Origin of the sequence: Streptomyces sp. NPDC088387, from assembly GCF_044753385.1 — a bacterium.
Taxonomy (GTDB): Bacteria; Actinomycetota; Actinomycetes; order Streptomycetales; family Streptomycetaceae; genus Streptomyces.
Map to the genome: position 1 here is coordinate 75093 of NZ_JBIVNC010000017.1, position 19236 is coordinate 94328.

A 19236-nucleotide genomic window follows, 5' to 3' on the forward strand; every position below is an offset into this window, starting at 1 on the left:
TCCAATTCGACCACGGTGATCTGGCCTGCACGCAAGTGCCGGGCCAGTTCGGCGCCGTAGGATCCAGTGCCCTCCATGGCCACCGTCAGAGCTGCTGGCCGTGCGAGCGCAGCCACGCCAGCAGGCGCCGATGGCCGTCAGACGTGGTGCAGAATCCCTCGATGGCCAGGTGCCGGCCGATGGTGTCGATGACGGCGGCCTGGTGGTGAACTTCGGTGTGGGTGTCGACCCGCCAATTACTTCGATGGGCTGTGGCGTGGCGGCCGAGTTGGTCCTTCCGTACGCGGTGTGGGCTCGCGCGCACCGGCTCGGCGGAAGGACATGACTGTGATGAGACCGCCTCGGTCAAGCTCCTGACTTGCTGAATCGAACCCAGACGCTCGGTCTGCAGCCGTAACGTCCAGGTGGTCGGCTGGCACGGGCCCGCAGTGCTCCTTGCCGCCCTCGGGGTGGCTCACTCATAGCGTGCCGCCACCGACCAACACCCGCGCGGTGTGGCTCGACAGAGGCGTGAAGGTGACGCACGGACTTCAAGTCAGGGTGCCCACCGCACTTCCTTCCCTGTCTCAGCGAGTGCGAGGCCAGCCCGTGATCTTGATCGGTGTCGATCCCCCAACAAGTCGTCCCACACCGCCGTCGCCGTCGACGCCGCGGGCCACCAGCTGGCTCAACGCCGGTTCTTCGTCAACTCCGGCACCTTCCGCCAGCTGCTGCGCTGGCGCGAGCAGTCGGCCGAACGGCGCTTCGCCATCGAAGGCGCCCGCGGCCTGGGGGCGCACGCTTGCCCAGCAGTTGGCCGGCGCGGGCGCGGCCCGATCCCTTGCGGTGCCTCGCGGGAGAGACCAGAGCAATCGCCCGTCCGTCCGACGTTGGTGACCCCGACGCTGCCATTAACGCCGCGTTGGTGTCCTTCGGCCGGCTCGATGGTCTGGTACTCAATGCGGGCATCGGCCGCAGGGCGCTGTCGGGGACCTGTCGCTGGAGGACTGGGAGGGGGTATTGCGTACGAACGTCACCGGTCCTCTGCTGCTCTTGCGGGCGGCGATCCCTCACCTGCTCCGGACCCGTGGATTGGTTGTCGCCATCGCTTCGGCGGCCGTCCTGCGCAACGGCGCGAGCAATGTCGCGTACGCGGCCTCCAAAGCCGCCTTGCTGCAACTGTGCCGCTCTCTGGCCGTCGACTATGGACGACAGGGGCTGCGTGCCAACATCGTGTGCCCAAGCTGGGTCCGCGGCGAGATGGCTGACAGGCGGATGGTGCGCTTTGCCGCGGAGGCGGGACTGCACGAAGGCGCGGAGCCGGCTACGAGGAAGCCATCCGACCCCTGCCCCTGGGCGCCCAAGCCAACCGCGTGAAGTCGCGGAGGCGGTCAGCTGCTTACTTTCACTGGCCGCCTCGTACGTCAATGGCGCGGTCCTGACAGTCAACGGTGGGGCGACAGCACTCGACCCTGGCACTCTCGCCTTCGACTTCCGCATCGAACCCCGAGGTGACGAAACGCAGTAACAGTCGCGCAGGCGCCCACCACACCCTGACCGGCGCGACACCCCACAATCCTCGTTGAGTACCGTGAGATTTCACGGGCGCTGGATGGAAGTGGACCGGGGTCGATCAGGGACAGCATCTGCCGTCGACGGCCATGCCCTGGCGATGGACAGCAATGTCGCCAAGGTGCGGTGTTTGAAGCCCGGCAGCGGGCACGGGGCGACGGGCGCGCCACCGCCAAGCTTCACACGTCGGCCCTGGCCGAGGGCACCTGCGAGGCGGCCGGCGTGATCGCGTTCCGGCAGGGATCTCCGTGTCCCACGAAAACGGTGGGCGAGATCCCTGACTACACCGAAGGCGAGGGCACCATCGTCAGCGGCTCCACAGCCGACAAGGCGGTCCAGGCCGCGCAGGCCGTCGTGCCCGGCGGTATCGCCGACTGCGTCGTCAGGCTGGATGACGGCGAGTACGAGGTGCACAACATCAGTATGAACTGGCCACACCACGTCTTCGTGGACAAGGACTTCAACGTCGTCGGCTGGGAGTAAGCGTTGGGTCCCACAAGCCTCGGCACCACTGGCGGGCCGCCCCCGACGATTTCCACGGTCGGGGGCGGCCTTCCCAGGCACCCCCGCCCACGCCGGCATGCCCTTCACTCACACGGCTTAACGCAACCGTGACCCGTGGGCGGGATCGTTACCTGATCTCCTGCATTCCTAAGTGGTCGGAGCTCTGTGCCAGACGTAAGTTGGGGCTGAGCGGAAGAGTGGAAGGGAATGTCATGAATGCAGTTGGCCGCAGAAACCGTGCCTGGATCTGGGGAGGATTCGCATTCATTGCCACGACCCTCCAGTATTTCGTAGCGCAGGTCGTGACTTCGGCTGCCTGGAAGGACCCCTCGTACAACTGGAATCGCAACTACATCAGCGACCTGGGAAACACCGCCTGCGGCGACTTCTCCCTTGCCGGGCATGTCTCCCGGGTCTGCTCTCCTAAGCACGGCGTAATGAACGCGTCGTTCATGCTGTCCGGTGTTCTCCTCATCATCGGCGCACTGCTGCTGTGGCACCTGTGGCCGCGCACCAAGCTGGCACGGGCAGGGGAATTCCTGCTGCTGCTCGCCGGTCTCCTGAAGATCATGGTTGGCCTCGCCCCAGAAAACAGGAACCTCTCGTTGCACACAATTGGCGCCACCAACCTCGTCATCGGCAGCGTCGCAGTCCTGCTGCTGAGCCTCGCGGTGCGCCACAGTCACCCCGTGGTGCATTGGCTCGGCATCCTGACCAGCGTGGTCGGCCTCGTCGGCGGCACCCTCTTCACGATGTCCCAGCGCGCCGGGCACAGCCCGATTCCCGGGCTTGGCGTAGGCGGTCTGGAACGCTTGGCGGGCTACCCCTTCAACCTGTGGATGGTCGGCATCGGCCTGCTCGCGATCGCGCGCGCCAGTGGACCCCTGCGGTCCGGCTCGCACACGGGCGACGCCACCGGTGTGCCCGTCAGCCCCGAAGCTCGGCACGCGCACCGCGCGGGTAAGTAGCCCCCGACCCTCAAGGCCCGCGCAGGGCCGGCCGCGCGACGCCGGGATGAACCCGGCCGAGGCTGGCCAGGGTTGACCCGTCTTGGGTCAACCCTCTAGAACACCCTGAACAGAAAGGAATTCCGTGAGCGTTTGGTTGGTCACTGGAGCCTCTCGCGGTCTCGGCGCGGAGATCGTCGCTGCCGCTCTGGCCGCGGGACACCAGGTCGCCGCGACAGCGCGCGACGCCGCCGCAATCGAGGCGCGCTTCCCGGATGCTGGTGCGTCTTTGTGGGCTGCCTCACTGGACGTCACCGACGGTGCCCGGGCCAACGCCGTGGTAGAGGAAACCGTCACACACTTCGGGCGTATCGACGTGGTGGTCAACAACGCCGGGCGCGGAATCCTCGGCGCGGTCGAGGAGGTCTCTGACGAGGCCACCCGCGCGGTCTTCGACACCAACGTCTTCGGCGCTCTGAACGTGCTGCGAGCCGTGCTGCCCATTTTGCGCGCTCAGCGCTCTGGGCACGTCATCAACATGTCGTCGGTCGGGGGGTTCGTCGGCGGCGCGGGCTGGGGGATCTACAACTCCACCAAGTTCGCCGTCGAGGGCTTCAGTGAGGCCCTGGCGCGTGAGGCGGGTCCTCTCGGCATCTCCACAACCATCGTGGAGCCCGGTTACTTCCGCACTGACTTCCTCGACGGAACGAGCCTGCACACCGAGACCCGCATCATCGACGACTACGCGGACTCGGCCGGTGTCACGCGCCGGACAGCCGAAGCCGTCAACCACGACCAGCCCGGCGACCCCGCGAAGGCGGCGGCAGCCATTGTACGGATCGCGGGTAAGGCGGACGCCCCACTGCGACTGCAGCTCGGGCCGGACTGCTACACCCGTGTCTCGGAGAAGCTCAGTTCCGTGGCGGCCGAGCAGAACCGCTGGAAGGAAGTCGCGTTCTCCACGAACCACGATCCCTCCTGACCCCAAGCGCCCGCTCGCGACCCTGCGAACCGACCCCCCTGGGGGCCGGTGTCCGCCTCGCGCCGTCCGGTCACCACACCCGCCGGACCCTTCGCGGTGCGCTGCAAGGCACCCGAAGTACAGTCCCGCTCGTTCCGACACGCGTGGGTCCACCCAGCTCCAACGTCCACGTTCGGTTCCTGACCCCCCTTCGTCGACACGGCGCCGGTGACTGACCCTCCCCCTGTGGCAGGCGGAGAGTTTCGAAGGCGCCCGACAGAAGGAGAACCGTCCTTGAGCATTACCCGCCACGCCATCGCCATCGACGTGACGGCGGCGATGCCGCCCGAACGCCCCACGGCCGAGCCAATACACGTCAACGCCACCGTGGTGGCGGACCCCGACGCACTGCCCGAGCGGCCCGTGGTCGTCCTGGCCATCACAGGCGGTACCTACCACCGGCGTTACTGGGACCTCCAGCCACCCGGACGCGAAGGCTACAGCCAGGCGGCCTCGCTGGCCGCCTGCGGCATCGTCTTCGTCGCGTGCGACTACCTCGGCGGCGGCGACTCCACACGGCCCGACGACGGCGACTTCATGACCCTGGAGGTCGCGGCGGACGCTTCCCACATGGTCTACGAGCAGGTGCGAGCGCTTGCGGAGCGAGGCGAACTCACCGAGTCGCTGCCGCCGCTGCTGGACGCCACGTTCATCGGCATCGGTCAGTCGCTCGGCGGCCTCATCAGCATCATCCAACAGGGTAAATACGGTGACTACCCGGCTCTCGGGATTTTCGGCGCTTCCCCGCGGGTCATCACCAACATCCCCCAGCACAAGGAAATCGCGGGCCTCCGCGATACGCCCGCCCTGGCCCCCGCCACGGCCCCGGCTGATCTCTCCGCGCTGCCGATGTACCACGGCGCCCCGCGTGAGAACCTCCGCGACGTGTTCCACGTCCCCGACGTCCCCGATGACCTGTGGGCCTACGACGAGGACGCGTGCCACACACTCATCTCCCGGACCATCGCGGCCGACGCCATGGTCCCGGGTCTCACCGCGCCGTTCGCCGACCTGATCGACGTCCCGGTCTTCCTCGCGTTCGGCGAGTACGACGTCTCAGCCCACCCCCGCGGCGAGCCCGCCGCCTACCCGCGCGCGCCCGAAGTCACTGTCGTCGTGGTACCCGACATGGCGCACATGCACAACTTTGCCGACACACGAGGGCAGTTGTGGCGGCGTTTCGTCGACTGGCTGACCATCACCGCCCGCTGACGGCCCGGCAGCACAGGCCCATGTCCTTCATCCGGCAGCACCTGCCGCCCCTGTAAAAGTAGTTACTCTCCACATTCGGTCGCGGGGGCCCACCGGTTTTCTTACCAATGGAACACGCCGGCCAGCTGGGCGAGGTCAGTTCAGACAGCTCTCGTGTGCACCTCATTGGAAAGGCAGAAAGTTTCCTTCCCGAAAATGTTCACACGGGAGGCAGTCAGGAGTGTTGACAGAGAGCAATCCACCGAATTTGCTACGTCTGACACTCACCGACCTCCCCTACCCCGGCACACTCTCCGACATTCTCAAACCCAGCCAAGCACCGCCTGCAGCTTTCCGTCTCATTCGCCAGGGTCCCTGTGATATTCGCCCCACCAGGCGGCACACCCGCAGAAGGGCCACCTCGTCCATCTGCCGGGGGAATGTGCAACACCCTGAACACGAATGTCTCGTCGACGGAATTCACTCCATGCAGACGACTACGACGTGATGGGCGCTGCCTGGCTCCGCGCCCACGGCCCCTTCGTCACCCGCATCCCCAGGAAGCCACTGCGCAGCACTGTTGGTTTCCTTCCGTTATTTCAGCTTCTCGTTTAGACACACTCTCTAAGATCTAGGAGCACGTGTGAGTATGGGAAATCATAGCCGCCGGAATTTCCTGCGTGGCGCAAGCGCGCTGGGTGTAGGAACCGCGAGCGCCCTGGCCGGCATCGGTACCACATCTCCCGCTTCCGCCGAAACAGCAGAGAGGCCGTCGCCAAAGCGTCACAGAAAGGCGCCGCGGGTCAAGGGCAAGGTATACGCGGGCTACCAGGGCTGGTTCGCCGCCGCTGGTGACAACTCCCCTATCAACGCCTGGACCCACTGGGCCAGTGGCATCCCGAGGGCGGGCAACCAGACGTTCGAACTGTACCCGGACATTTCAGTCTATCCTGACGCCGGGCTGTACCAGACCGGGTACGCGAATCTCGGCAACGGCGAGGCCGCCAAGCTGTTCAGCTCGTACTCGACCGCAGTGATCGACCGGCACTTCAAGTGGATGAAGAAGTACGGCATCGACGGTGCGGCGCTCCAACGCTTCGGCAGCGACATCGTCAACATCGGTCAGCCGCGACTGCAGCAACGCAACGACATCCAGTCCAAAGCCAGGGACGCCGCCGAGAACCACGGCCGCGGCTTCTACATCGAGTACGACCTCAGCGGTCTCAACGACACCAACATGGTAGCCACCGTCCAGAACGACTGGACGAGCACCATCACGGGCACCCTGGACCTGACCTCCTCGCCGTATTACGCGCGGGAGAACGGCAAGCTGGTGATCCATTTGTGGGGTCTCGGCTTCACCAACCGGCCTGGCACCGTGGACAGTTCCGTAGAGCTGATCAACTGGTTCAAGGAACAGGGCTGCTACGTCATCGGCGGGGTGCCGCGCGGCTGGCGCACCGACTCAAACGCCAAACCCGGCTACGGACCTGTGTACGCGGCGCTGGACATGGTGTCGCCGTGGAACGTCGGCAACCCGACCGTCGACCAGCAGCTGTTCATCGACGACCAGGCGGCCCTCAGGGCGAACGGTCAGGAGTACCAGCCAGTTATCTATCCGGGCTTCGCATGGTCCAACTGGAAGGTTGGTTCACCGAAGAACGAGATCCCGCGCCGCACCGGCCAGTTCATGTGGGACCAAGCGGTCGCGGTCGCCAACTGCGGTACCACGACTGCCTTTATCGCCATGTTCGACGAGTACGACGAGGCCACGGCGATCGCACCCGCGGCAACGGACGTCTCACAGATCCCCACGGACCAGTACTTCCTGACGCTGGACGCCGACGGCATACATGTGTCGTCGGACTTCTACCTGCGGCTCGCGGGCGCGGCCACGAAAATGATCAGCGGTAAGGCAAGGATCCGCAGCACCATCCCGATCCCCTACACGCGCTGAGCGGCTGCATCACAATGCAGCCCGCGGGTGGCTCCGGACACGGTCCGAGCCACCCGCGGCCGTTGCTGTTTCAGGACCGGGCGGGCCGCGTCTCGTTCAGGAAGCCGATGAGCACCTCGGACACCTCATCGGGCCGCTCAAGACTGGGAAAGTGTCCTGCCCAGGGGAGTTCGAGGTGGCGCGCGCGTTCGACCTGGCCAGGTAGGCGGCCGGCGATCTCCCGGAAGTCCGCCATGTCGTGAGCCCCCGACACGACCAGGCAGGGCGCGGTGATCCATGCCAGGTCCACGCCCGCGGCCGTAGAGGTGTACTCGGCGGCTCGCTGGACCTCGTACGCATGTCGCTGCATGTCACGGACTTGGCTGCGGACACCGTCGTCGGCGAGCGGCCCCAGCCAGGTCGTAAGGCTCAGTTCCACCGCGCCAGGGATGTCACCCGCGGCCAGTAGTGTCTTCTTGCGCCGGGTGTAGGCGCTGAGCGCCGAGCCCGGCATGTGCCCAGGCATCGCGGCGCACAGCAGGGCGAGCGAGGTCACCGCGGCCGGTCGGAGCGCCGCCACCTCTATGGCGACCTCTCCTCCGTGAGAGGAGCCGATCAGGGCGAACCGGTCCAGGCGCAGGTGGTCCAGGAGGGCGCAGACGTCCTCGGCGTCGCTGAACGGGCCGTACGCCACCGGGGTTTCGCCGAATCCTCGGAAGTCGCACCGCACCACGCGGTAGCCCGCCTTGTGCAGTGGGGCAAGCTGCGGGTCCCACATGCGGCGGTCGCACACGGACGAGTGGAGCAGCACGACAGTGGGGCCGTCCCCGCTGATGTCGTAAGAGAGAGTCACCCGCCGGAGGGTAGTCCAGTCATCCTCTTTCTGAGCAATTCTGTGGGTGTGCTCAAAACCTCGTACGTCTGCGTGTCCTTTCCCTTGCGGCCCGGATTCCTCTCAAGTTGTCGAATGGACGCCTTTCGCACGTGACGATGTGGCAGCGACAGCGCATGAACGGCTCGGCGCGCCAGACGGCGAGCCGGGCGTGCGCAGACCGGATCGCCGGTGTTGCCGGAGACCAGGCCGGGCAGGTCGTAGCCACTCGCTCCGGCGAGGCGGAACCCACGAGCCAGAGTCGTACGAGCTGCCCATTCCGGACCGCCGCGGAGCCGGCCGTTGGGGCGCGCGGTGCCGGGAAGGTGGACGCTCCCCATGGGCGCAGTCCTGCGCGAGGTGCAGTCCACTGCAGTGGTTCGACTGGGCGGGGTGCTGTGCGGGGCCGGTTCAGGCGAGGCGCGGCAGTTCTCGGCGGGTGACTTCGCCGCGCAACGGCTGCCCGGACAACCAGCGTTCGACCTCCTCGACGGCGTACCGGCCGAGGCGGGCCACCTCGTCGCCCTGAGAGCCTGCGATGTGCGGGGTGACGAGGGCGTTGGGCAGGTCTCGTAGGGGATGGCCCGCGGGCAGCGGTTCGGGGTCGGTGACGTCGAGGTAGGCCTCAAGGCGTCCGCTCGCGCACTCCGCAGTGAGGGCGGCCGTGTCCACGATGGGGCCGCGCGCGGTGTTGATGAGTGCACCACCGTCCGGGATGAGGGCGAGCATCGCGGCGTCGAACAGGCCCTTCGTCTCGGGCAGCAGAGGCGCGTGGACACTCACCACGGCGGAACGACGGCACAGGTCGGTGAGTTCGACCCGTTCCGCACCCAACAGGCGGGCCTCATCATCGGTGATATACGGGTCGCTGACGAGGACACGGTACTCGGCGTCAGCCGCAACGAGGTCAGTGATGACGCGTCGGCCGATGCGGGAGGCGCCGACGATGCCGATGGTGCGACCGTCGGCGCCGGTCCGCGCCTCGAACGCGGGCCAACCGTCCCGGTAACCCGCCGCCATGGCCAGGGTCCGCCGGGCAGCGAGCGCGACCAAGGCGACGGTGTAGGAGACGACGGGTCCCGCGTTGGCGTCGGCGGCCGAGGAGACGGCGATGCCACGCTCCCAGACGGCGTCGCTGACCAGGGACCTGACCGTGCCGGCGGCGTGCATCACGGCCCGCAGCCGGGGGGCCGTGGCCAGCACGTCCGCGGTGAGGGCAGGGCATCCCCAGCCGCTGATCAGGATGTCAGCGTCGGCCAGCGCCGCCGGGAAGTCGGTCTCGGGGTCGAGGAGGACAGGGTCGGCGGCGAGCCGAACCGACGCTGACAGCCGGTCCCGCAGTTCCTGAGGCAGGACCCGGAAGGCGACAGTCGGGTCCATCACACACACGGCGTTAGGGCGCTCGACACGCCTCCTGTTGGCTGTCATCACGAAAACCTCTCCTCAGTGCAGGCGGGACGGGGTCGACGGATGGTCAGGGCTGTCCCACGCGGAGCGTGACGATCTCGAAGGGACGCAGGTCGAGCAGGATGCCTCCTTCGCTCTGGGCGGGCCGCTCGGTGCCCGCGAGGGGGCGCTCCAGCAGGTCCGCGAGAACGGTGCCGCCGGGGGTCGCGCCGTCCACCTTGAGGGTGGCGCGAATCCGGCCGCCGTGCGCTTCGTAGAGCCGGATCACCAGGTCGCCGCTGCGGTCGTCGGCGAGTTTGACGGCGCTGACCACGACACCGTCGTGGTCCACGGCGACCAGCGGGGCGACGTCGGCGACGGCTCCGGCGACCCGTCGCTCGGGCAGGTTGGCGCGGTAGCCCTCGCGGACGGCGTCGCCGATGGACGCACCCGGCACGAGCGCGTGCCGGAAGCGGTGCACACCCTGGTCGGTCTCCGGGTCGGGGTAACGGGGGGCACGCAGCAGGGAGGCGCGGACGGTGGTCGTCGTACCGGAGTCGGCGCGGACGCTGCGGGTCACGTCGTGGCCGTATGTGGAGTCGTTGACAACCGCCGCACCCCAGCCGGGCTCGTCGATGTGCACGAACCGATGGTTGCAGGCTTCGAACTTGGCCCACTCCCAGCTGGTGTTCTGGTGGGTGGGCCGGTAGACGTGCCCGAACTGGGTCTCCGAGGCGTACCGGTCGGCCTTCACGTCGAGTGGGAAGGCCAGCTTGAGCAGCCGCTCGGTCTCGTGCCAGTCGACCTCGGTACTGATGTCCAGCCGCTTGGCGTCCGTTGGCACCGAGAGTATCTGAGTGACCCGCGAGGAGCCGAAAGCGCGCTCGACGCGGATCGCGGTGCCCTCGCGGACGAGTACGTCGACGTCCGTGAGGTCGCTGCCGGTGTTGCGGTAGAAGGCGTCGACATCCCAGGCATCCCACTCGTTGGGCAGGTCGGGGTGGAGCTGGAGCAGATTGGCGGCCTGGCCCGGCGCGATGGACTCGCGGCCCGCGGCGATGTCGTACGCGGACACGACCAGGCCGCGCGCGTCGACGACTACTCTCACCTGGCCGTTGTCCAGGACGTAGCCGCCCTCTTCGCGCGGCTCGGGTACGACCGCCTGGTCCGCCGCCGACTGCGTGCAGGCGCCGCCGGCCGGCACGCCGGCGCGGCTGTGCGGCGCCGCGTTGAAGACCAGTTCGGCGCCGCCGGAGGGGTCGCCCGCCAGCGCGCGCTGCGCGGCCTCGATGATGCCGTTCAGTTCCCCGGCCAGGCGGGCGTAGGTCTCGCGAGCCTCGCGGTGCACCCAGGCAATCGAGGAGCCGGGCAGGATGTCGTGGAACTGGTGCAGCAGCACTGTCTTCCAGATCCGGTCCAGTTCCTCGTACGGGTAGGGATGGCCTGTGCGCAGGGCGGCGGTCGCGGCCCACAGCTCGGCCTCGGTGAGCAGGGACTCGCTATGGCGATTGCCACGCTTTGTCTGCGCCTGGGTGGTGAGGGTGGCGCGGTGCAGTTCGAGGTACAGCTCCCCGACCCAGACCGGCGGCTCGGGGTACTCGTCCTGAGCCTTGGTGAAGAATGCGGCCGGGGTTTCCCACGCGACGGTGGGCGAGCCGTTGAGATCGCGCAGCCGAGCCGCCTTGGCCACCATCTCGCGGGTGGTGCCGCCACCGCCGTCACCGAAGCCGGTCGGCGCGAGGGAGTGGCGAGAGACGCCCTTCTCCTTGAAGTTGCGGGCCGCGTGATGGATCTGCTGGCCAGTCATCTCGCAGTTGTACGTGTCGACAGGTGGGAAGTGGGTGAAGATCCGGGAGCCGTCGATGCCCTCCCACCAGAAGGTGTGGTGGGGGAAGCTGTTGGTGCGGCTCCAGGAGATCTTCTGGGTGAGCAGACGGGTGGCGCCGGCAGCCTTGATGATCTGGGGCAGACCGGCTGCGAAGCCGAAGGTATCGGGCAACCAGACCTCGTCGTCCTCGATGCCGAACTCGTCCAGAAAGAACCGCTTTCCGTGTACGAACTGCCGGGCCATCGCCTCCGAGCCGGGCATGTTGGTGTCCGACTCGACCCACATGCCACCCACGGGCACGAACCTACCGTCGGCGACGGCCTTGCGGACCCGGGCGTAGACCTCGGGGCGGTGCTCCTTGATCCAGGCGAACTGCTGGGCCTGCGACATGGCGAACACGAAGTCGGGCTCATCGTCCAGCAGGGCGGTCATGTTCGATGCTGTGCGGGCAACCTTGCGGACCGTCTCGCGCAGCGGCCACAGCCACGCCGAGTCGATGTGCGCGTGGCCGACGGCGCTGATGTGGTGGGAGGCCGAGTCGGCGGATGCCGCGAGCACCTCGGCCAGCTCGTCGCGGGCGGCCTCGGCGGTGCCGCCGATGTCCTGGAGGTCGAGGGCGTCCAAGGAACGGCTGACGGCGTGCAGAACCTCCCAGCGGCGCGCGCCGTCCAGGGGGAGTTCGGCCATCAGCTCGCCAAGCACTTCAAGGTCCAGGACGAGGTTCCACATGGTCTCGTCGAGGACGGCGAGCCGCATTTCGCCGAGGACATACTGCGGCGCGTCGCCGGCGGTGGTCAGGTCGCCCTTGTAGGTGGGCTGGAAGGGGGCTCCACTGGAGTGGATGTCCGGGTTCGACGCGGCCTCTATGTGCCAGTGCACCTGTTCGCCGCCCCGCGCGGACGAGGCGACCCGGACATAGGTGTTGCGCGGGTGGACGCCCTTGACCGGGGTACCGTCGGGCCGGTACACGAGGCCCTCGCACTGGAAGCCGGGGGTGCGCGGGGTGAAACCGAGGTCGAGTACGGCCTCGACCGTACGGCCCGCCCACCCGGTGGGCACAGAGCCGGTGACCTTGAACCAGCTGGTCCCCCAGGGGGCGCCCCAGGGAGTGCCCGGGGCAATCGGCCGGGTTGGGGCGACCAGCCCTTCGGCCACGGGCACGGGCTCGCCGGGGGCGGCCCAGATCTCCACGGTCAGGGGCGTGCTGACGGGATGGATGGCGGGTCGGAGGCGTTCCCTGAGGACGCGGTCCAGGCGTGCTTCGACCAGATTCCGGTCGTCGTGCATGAAAAGGACTCCTGCTTGGTGCGATGGGGGGTGGGCAAGGCGCTCGTGATCGCGTGTGCCGAGCGGGCCGCCGCTCTAGCTCCGCGGCTGGTGCGGAGGCGCTATGCCGCGTTGGAGGTCGAGCAGGTCGCGGGCGGCGCCGAGTTCGGTACCGAAGGCCAGTCGGAGCGACCCGAGGTCGCTGCCGAATTCACCCTCCTCACCCGAGCCGGGCCGAGCGAGGCCGACGATGCCGGCCGTCACGGAGCACGGTGCCGAGTCGGACACGTCGATGTTCTGGTTGCGGCCGTTGGTAACAGTGACGCCCCAGTTGACGGTGCGGGCCCCGTAGCGGGGTCCGGCGTCGGCGGCGCCACCGGCATGGCCGGTGTTGTAGAGGGTGATGTCGGTCCGCAGGTTCTCGAAGGGCAGCTGGCGGTGGGAGTCGAAGGTGCCGGCGCGCATGGCACCCCGGCGGTAGACGTTGCCGCTGGAGAAGCCTTCGAGGTTGATCCCGTGGACCACGCTGCCGGGGTCCGGCGCGATGGTGAACTCCTCCAGTAGGAAGTCCTCAACGAGATTGTCGTGTGACTGTGCCCGGCAGGCCACGAAGTGGTGCAGGGCCCGTCCCCGGTAGGAGATGCCGGACAGGGTGCACGACTTCGCCGAGGTCAGCACATACGCGCAGTCCGCGTTGACCACGCGGACGTCGCGGGCCCAGCAGTCATGGACGGCCTGAAAGCACACTCCATTGGAACCTGGGTGCCGGTTGTGCCGGGTCTGCGCCAGCAGCCGGTTCTCGATGGTCAGGTTCTCGACACCACTGTCGTGAACGGTCGCGCCGAGGGCGCGCAGCCGGGCCGGAATGCCGGGCGCGATGGTCAGCCGCAGCGGCTGCTCGGTTCGCACGGCACGGGAATTGAGGACCTCGGTGACGACCAGGGGCCACCTCCAGGACCGGTAGTCGGCGAGTCCTGCCGGAGCGGTGATGCGAGCCGCGCGGCGGCCCCATTCGTAGGTGTCGGCGCCAGGGACACCACCCGTCATCTCCCGGAGCAGGGCGCGGTCGGGGAGGTTGTCGACCTCAAGCAGGGCCATGGCTCCGGAAGTGATGGAAGCGGTCGAGTCGACGAGGAGTATCTGGGTCCCCCGGCTGGCCGGTGAGACAGCTGCTTGGACAGGTCCAGGCAGCCACCCTTCCGTGGCGCGGGTGATGTCCCAACCCGCCTCCCCTGACGCAGCGAGGCGCTCGCGGGAGATGAGAAAGACCTGTCCGCCCGTCCACGACCAGGCGCTCTGGCCGCCGTCCTCCTCGATGACCGGCCCCAGGCTCTCGGCGAGTGGCCGGGTAAAGAAGAGAGTGGTCCCGTCGGTTCCGGCGCCACGCAGGACTGTGTGGGAATCGTGGATGAAAAGCGGCCGGTCGAGGACGTAGCGGCCCTCGCTGAGCAGGAGAACGCCGCCGCCGCCGGCGCCTAGATCGTCCAGCGCCCGTTGCAGCGCGACGCTGGTGTCCTGCCCTGTGTCGGGCAGGATCCCGTGGTCGGCCGCCGGGACGACGGGGCCCGCGGGGTCGGCCGGCAGGTCGGCGCCGCGGCGGTGCCCGGCCCGGCGCCAGTCCCCCAGGATCGGATGTGCGCCCGGGCGCCGGGCCCACTCGTGCAGCAGCTCGCTGATGTCGGGGAGGAGTTCGCCGGCGAGGCCGGGTTGCGCCATGGGCCGGGGCCGGGCAGTGGGGGGCATGCCTCTCCTGCTTTCCTGTGCGGGCGCAGCGGTGCCACGCGATGTGCCCGGGTGGGTCACCTGGGGGCGACCGTGTGCATCCCGAGCCTGGTCGTCTCTCCGGCCGCACTGCGTTCCGAACTGGGTACCGGACCCGCCTTGGACCGGACGGCACCTGGTTCGCGAAGGTGCTCAGGCCGATGGACGCGGCCGGTGCAGCCGCAACGTGCGGACCTGGAAGGGGTGCATCCCGAAGGACACGGCGGTGCCCGCGGTCAGCGGAAGTGCCTGCTTGGGGTTCTCCAGCAGGTCGCAGTCACTCACAGCGGTGACCGAGAAATCCGCAGTGATGGTCGCGGTGACCCCGCCGCCGCATGCCTCGTAGAGCCGGACCACCACGTCGCCGCTGCGGTCGTCGGCCAGCTTCACTGACTCCACGACGACGTCGGTGGTGTCGAGGGCGAAGAGCGGGCGCACCGCAGCGGCGCTCGGCCGCAGGGGCAGGTTGAGGGCGTACCCGCCCGCGACGGCCTCCTCGATCCCGGCGCCGACGACCAGCGCGTAGGTGAAAGCGTGCCTGCCCCGGTCGGCCTGAGGGTCGGGGCTGTGCGGGGAGCGCAGCAGGGACAACCGTAGAGTCGTGGTGGTGCCACCACCGTCGCGGGTGTCGCGGGCGATGTCGTGGCCGTAGGTGGAGTCGTTGAGTACAGCGGCTCCCCAGTGCCGTTCGCCAACGTGCACCCAGCGGTGTGCCCAGAGCTCGAAGCGGGCCGCGTCCCAGCTCGTGTTCTGATGTGTGGGGCGCCGCACGTGGCCGAACTGGATTTCCGCGCTCTCGTGTTCGGCGTGCACGTCCAGCGGCCAGGCCGCCTTCAGTACGGTGTCGCGCTCCTGCCAGTCGATGTCGGTGCGCACGGTGAGCTGCTTGCTCTCGGCGGCAAGTTCGAGGTGCTGCACGAGGATCGAGGCGCCGAACCGGCGCTCGACGCGCACCGAGGCGAGCAGCGGGCCGTCCTCCGCGAGGGTGACCGAATGAGCCTCGCGCAGGTCGCTCACGGTGTCACGGTAATAAGGGTCGATGTTCCAGGCAGACCAGACGTTCGGGTCGTCGGGGTGCAGCTGGAGGAGATTGCCGACGGCTCCGGGGGCAATGGCGTCGCGTGCCGCATCGTGGTCGTAGGCACTGCTGACCAGGCCATCGGCGTCGATCGTGATGGCTACGGCCCCGTTGTCCAGGACGTAGCCGCCGTTCTCGGCTCGCACGGTGACGGCGGTGGTGGGAGCTTCCAGAACGCTGCCGGTGCCGAGCGCGGCGACGTCGGCCAGAAAGGCGGTCCGGCCGTCCGAGAGCCGCTGTCCGCCCCGGACGGGCCCGGTGCCATCGATCCGTGCGGGCAGGAAGGCCACCTCGCGACGGTCGAAGGGCCCGGCATTGAGGAAGCCGGTGGCAGGGGCGTCGCCGAGCCGGTCGGCCGCCGCGTCGATGACTGCTTCCAGGTCCTGCCGCAGTTCCCCGTAGACCTGCTCGGCCTGCTCATGGACCCAGGCGATGGAGGTGCCGGGCAGGATGTCGTGGAACTGGTTGAGCAGCACCCGGCGCCAGATGGACTCCAACTCCTCATACGGGTAAGGGGCGTCGGCACGTACAGCGGCACTGGCCGCCCACAACTCCGCCTCCCGCAGCAAGGCCTCGGAGCGGCGGTTACCGCGTTTGGTGCGGGCCTGACTGGTGTAGGTGCCGCGGTGGTTCTCCAGATACAGCTCGCCGCGCCAGACGGGGAGCTGTGCGTACTCGGCGCGGGCCGTGTCGAAGAAGGCGTTCGGGTGGTCGACCTCAACGCGGGGTGAGCCCTCCAGGTCGCGTAGGCGGCGGGCGCGCTCCAGCATGGACCGGGTGGGGCCGCCGCCGCCGTCGCCGTAGCCGAACGGGGCGAGCGAGCGGGTGGCCGGGCCCTTGTCCGCGAAGTTTCGCTCGGCGTGGGCGAGTTCGGCAGCAGACAGTTCGGCGCTGTAGGTGTCGACCGGTGGGAAGTGGGTGAAGATGCGGGATCCGTCGATGCCCTCCCAGGCGAAGGTGTGGTGCGGCAGCCGGTTGGTCTCGTTCCAGGAGAGTTTCTGGGTGAGGAACCACTTCGCCCCGGCCAGCTTGGCGAGTTGCGGGTAGGCCGCGGTGTATCCGAACGAGTCGGGCAGCCAGACGCCGTGCTGCTCGACGCCGAACTCCTGCGCGAAGAAGCGCCGCCCGTAGACGAGTTGGCGGGCCAGGGCCTCGCCGCCGGGGAGGTTACCGTCGGCCTCGACCCACATACCGCCGACGGGCGCCCAGTTGCCCGCCTTGACGGCCTTCTTGATCCGCTCGAAGACCTCGGGCTGGTGTTCCTTGATCCAGGCGTACTGCTGCGCGGAGGAGCAGGCGAAGACGAGTTCGGGGTACTCGTTGACGAGGGTGGTCATGTTGGTGAAGGTGCGGGCGCACTTGCGCATCGTCTCGCGGACCGGCCACAGCCAGGCGGAGTCGATGTGCGCGTGGCCGACGGCTGTCACGGTGTGCGCCGAGCCGTGCGCGGGCCGCGCGAGAACACCGGCGAGCTGGGCGCGCGCGGCGGCGGCGCTGCCAGTGACGTCGTGCGCGTCGACGGTGTCGGCGCAGTGGCGCAGGGCGTAGAGGATCTCGTGGCGGCGCGAGGAGCCCTCGGGTAGCTCGTGCATGAGCTGGTCGAGAACCTCGATGTCGTGGATGAGGTGCCAGACATCCTCGTCGCGGACGGCGAGTTCGGCCTGCTTGAGCTGGTAGAGGTGCTTGTCACCCGCGGTGCGCAGGGAGCCGAAGTGGGTTCCCTTTGCCTGGCTGCCGGAGATGTCGGGGTTGGCCGCGAGCTCCACCATGAGGTCGATGTCTTCGCCGCCGGCCGCCTCGGCCGTCAGCAGGACACTGCGGCTGTAGGGATGCAGGCCCTGGACAGGGGTACCGTCCTGGTATACCAGTCCCTCCGCCTGGCCGCCGGGTCCGCGACTGAGGTCGAAGCCAAGGTCGAAGACTGCCTCCACCCTGCGGCCCTGCCATTCGGCCGGGATCTCCCCTGTCGCTTTGAGCCAGGTCGTGGCCCAGGGCCTGCCCCAGGTGTCGCCCAGTGCAATGGGCTCGTACAGAGCGCGCTGGGCGTCGGCGAAGGGCACCGGTTCGCCTGCGACGTGCCAGGCTTCGAGAGCGAGCGGACGTGCGGCACTGTACAGCGCTGGCCGTATGACCCTCTCCAGTAGTTTCCGGACGCGTGCCTCGGTGGTCCGTCGTTCGTCGTGCACAGTGCGAGATCCTTTGCGTGATGGTTCAGTAGTGGCCGGGCGGACAAACGCCTACTTGTGCAGAGCGGCCCAGGACTGCTCGAACTCGACGCGCATCCTGTCGCCCGCATCCTTGCGCCAGCTCTTCACTGCGTCCGCGATGTCGTTCCAGCTTGAGGTTCCGCGCATGTACCCCTTGAGCGGGCCCTCGATGATGTTCTGTTGGATCGTGGTGCCGGCTGTGGTGCTGGTCTCCGAGTAAAGACCGTAGGACGGGTCCGTCACGAGGACATCGACGGCGCGCTGTTGGAAGGCGTGCTGCCGCCTGACCGGTTCGGCGCCCTGCGGGTAGTAGATGCTCTGCGGGGAGTCGGTGACGAAGCCGGTCGGCAGGCCGGTGTCCGTGACGCCTATGGGGTTCTGGATCGGGTCCGACTTCTTGAAGGTGAAGTCGTGGCCGTTGACTCCGTACTTGCGCAGCAGGTAGCTGTCCGTGCCGAACGGCGCGGCGAGCAGGTTGTACGCGCGCAGTTGCTGCTCGATCCGCTCGCGCGACGCCTTCTTGAGGCTCAGCATGGCGAAGGACGTGCGTCCGGCCCAGTGGGTGCCCTTGCCACCGCTGTAGCCGGGCGCGACCATCGCGTCGACGTCGAACTTCGGGTCGGTGGCCCCGTAGGTGAGGAGGTACTGGTTCCATGCGGAGAGACCGTCGTAGTTCATGGCGATCTGGCCGTTGCCGAACCAGTCCTTGAACTTGCCTACGGTGGTGAAGCCGTCAGGGTGGATGGTCTGCGCCTTGACCAGTTGACGCATGCCGTCCAGGGCCTCGCGCAGGATGTCGGTCTGCTCGAGCCACCAGGTGAACCGGCCGTTCTGCTGCGTCCAGGTGTTGGCGCCGCTCAGCATCTCCAGGAGGAAGTAGAGCGTCACTGTGGGGTCGCCGTTTGCGTACTTGGCGTTCTTGGGCTCGGCCAGGTCCTTGCAGAGCTGCAGATATTCGGCGAAGGACGCCGGTGCGGGGTCGAGGCCCTTCTTCTTGAAGATGTCCGCCCGGTAGAACATGGCAGAACCGCTGTTGGCGCGGGGCATCGGGAGGCCGTAGAGACCGCCCGCGATGACCATGGGGCTCCAGGACGCTGTGGGCAGGTTCGCGAGAAACGGGTACTTGCGTACCCCGCTGCCCGACAGATATGGCGCCAGGTCCTCGAACAGTGCGTTGAGCATTGCGGGTTGGCGCGGCGTGGCGGGCAGCACCAGCATGGCGTCGGGCAGGTCGCCGCCGGCCACGGTCAGGGCGGTCTTGACCGGGTAGTTGGCGACCGGCACGTTCTCGAAGTTGAGCGATGTGCCGAGCGCCTTGTTGAGCTGCTGCCACATCGGGTTCTTGTCCACCGGAGGCGGCACTGGGCTGTACGTCAAGGTCATGACGTTGATGGACGGGCCCTCGGCCGGCGGGCCGTCGGGCGCCGCGGCGACCGGGCGTTCGGGGTAGTGGTAGTAGCCGTTGAGGACACCGGCCTTGGTGCCAGGTAGGTCCGGACGTACGTCCTGGTAGGGAACGTAGTCCGGAAGCCGTACGTCGGCGTTGTCCGCGACAGACGGTGTGGCGCCGCCGTCACCGCAGGCAGCCAGCGCGGGAGCGGCCGCAGCGGCGAGTCCTGTCAGCAGGACGTTTCTCCGGGTGAGGTGCGCACTCATGGGTGGCACATCCCTTCTTCTGTGCGGTCGGTG

At 68.1% G+C, this 19236-nt stretch carries 12 protein-coding genes and 1 pseudogene; 6 read left to right on the forward strand and 7 right to left on the reverse strand.

The genetic code is table 11. The features are described 5' to 3' along the window. Nucleotides 1–85 precede the first annotated feature (85 nt). Entirely contained in the window at nt 86–349 is a 264-nt protein-coding gene (locus ACIQAC_RS34365) for a hypothetical protein (RefSeq protein ID WP_402198183.1), read from the reverse strand. 459 nt (nt 350–808) lie between these two features. Here ACIQAC_RS34365 and ACIQAC_RS34370 point away from each other — a divergent pair. The 6 genes and pseudogenes from ACIQAC_RS34370 to ACIQAC_RS34395 all read left to right on the forward strand — a co-directional run. After that, a pseudogene (locus tag ACIQAC_RS34370) lies at nt 809–1507 on the forward strand (SDR family NAD(P)-dependent oxidoreductase); the annotation flags it as partial. A 308-nt stretch (nt 1508–1815) separates the two neighbouring features. Then, the gene (locus ACIQAC_RS34375; protein WP_402198185.1) at nt 1816–2034 is read left to right on the forward strand and encodes a hypothetical protein; all 219 of its coding nucleotides are present in this window, start codon (nt 1816–1818) and stop codon (nt 2032–2034) included. Between the two features lie 233 nt (nt 2035–2267). Then, entirely contained in the window at nt 2268–3023 is a 756-nt protein-coding gene (locus tag ACIQAC_RS34380) for a DUF998 domain-containing protein (RefSeq protein ID WP_402198186.1), read from the forward strand. Between the two features lie 124 nt (nt 3024–3147). Further along, a complete protein-coding gene (locus ACIQAC_RS34385; protein WP_402198189.1) occupies nt 3148–3984 on the forward strand; it encodes an oxidoreductase in 837 nt (278 codons plus the stop codon). 273 nt (nt 3985–4257) lie between these two features. Continuing rightward, entirely contained in the window at nt 4258–5235 is a 978-nt protein-coding gene (locus ACIQAC_RS34390; protein ID WP_402198192.1) for a hypothetical protein, read from the forward strand. 628 nt (nt 5236–5863) lie between these two features. Further along, on the forward strand, nt 5864–7171 hold the full coding sequence (locus tag ACIQAC_RS34395; protein ID WP_402198409.1) for a glycoside hydrolase family 71/99-like protein: 1308 nt from the start codon (nt 5864–5866) through the stop codon (nt 7169–7171). 70 nt (nt 7172–7241) lie between these two features. Here ACIQAC_RS34395 and ACIQAC_RS34400 read toward each other — a convergent pair whose 3' ends face one another. The 6 genes from ACIQAC_RS34400 to ACIQAC_RS34425 form a co-directional block, all read right to left on the reverse strand. Continuing rightward, nucleotides 7242–8003, reverse strand: a complete 762-nt coding sequence (locus ACIQAC_RS34400) for an alpha/beta fold hydrolase (RefSeq protein ID WP_402198194.1) — start codon at nt 8001–8003, stop codon at nt 7242–7244. A 429-nt stretch (nt 8004–8432) separates the two neighbouring features. Then, entirely contained in the window at nt 8433–9401 is a 969-nt protein-coding gene (locus ACIQAC_RS34405) for a hydroxyacid dehydrogenase (RefSeq protein ID WP_402198412.1), read from the reverse strand. Nucleotides 9402–9495: 94 nt separating this feature from the next. Then, the gene (locus ACIQAC_RS34410) at nt 9496–12522 is read right to left on the reverse strand and encodes an alpha-mannosidase (protein WP_402198197.1); all 3027 of its coding nucleotides are present in this window, start codon (nt 12520–12522) and stop codon (nt 9496–9498) included. A 75-nt stretch (nt 12523–12597) separates the two neighbouring features. Continuing rightward, nucleotides 12598–14244: a hypothetical protein gene (locus ACIQAC_RS34415; protein ID WP_402198198.1), complete on the reverse strand. Its 1647-nt coding sequence runs from the start codon at nt 14242–14244 to the stop codon at nt 12598–12600. Nucleotides 14245–14415: 171 nt separating this feature from the next. After that, on the reverse strand, nt 14416–17526 hold the full coding sequence (locus tag ACIQAC_RS34420) for an alpha-mannosidase (protein WP_402198200.1): 3111 nt from the start codon (nt 17524–17526) through the stop codon (nt 14416–14418). Between the two features lie 51 nt (nt 17527–17577). Then, complete coding sequence (locus ACIQAC_RS34425; protein WP_402198201.1) at nt 17578–19203, reverse strand: ABC transporter substrate-binding protein; 1626 nt, start codon at nt 19201–19203, stop codon at nt 17578–17580. Between the last annotated feature and the right edge of the window lie 33 nt (nt 19204–19236).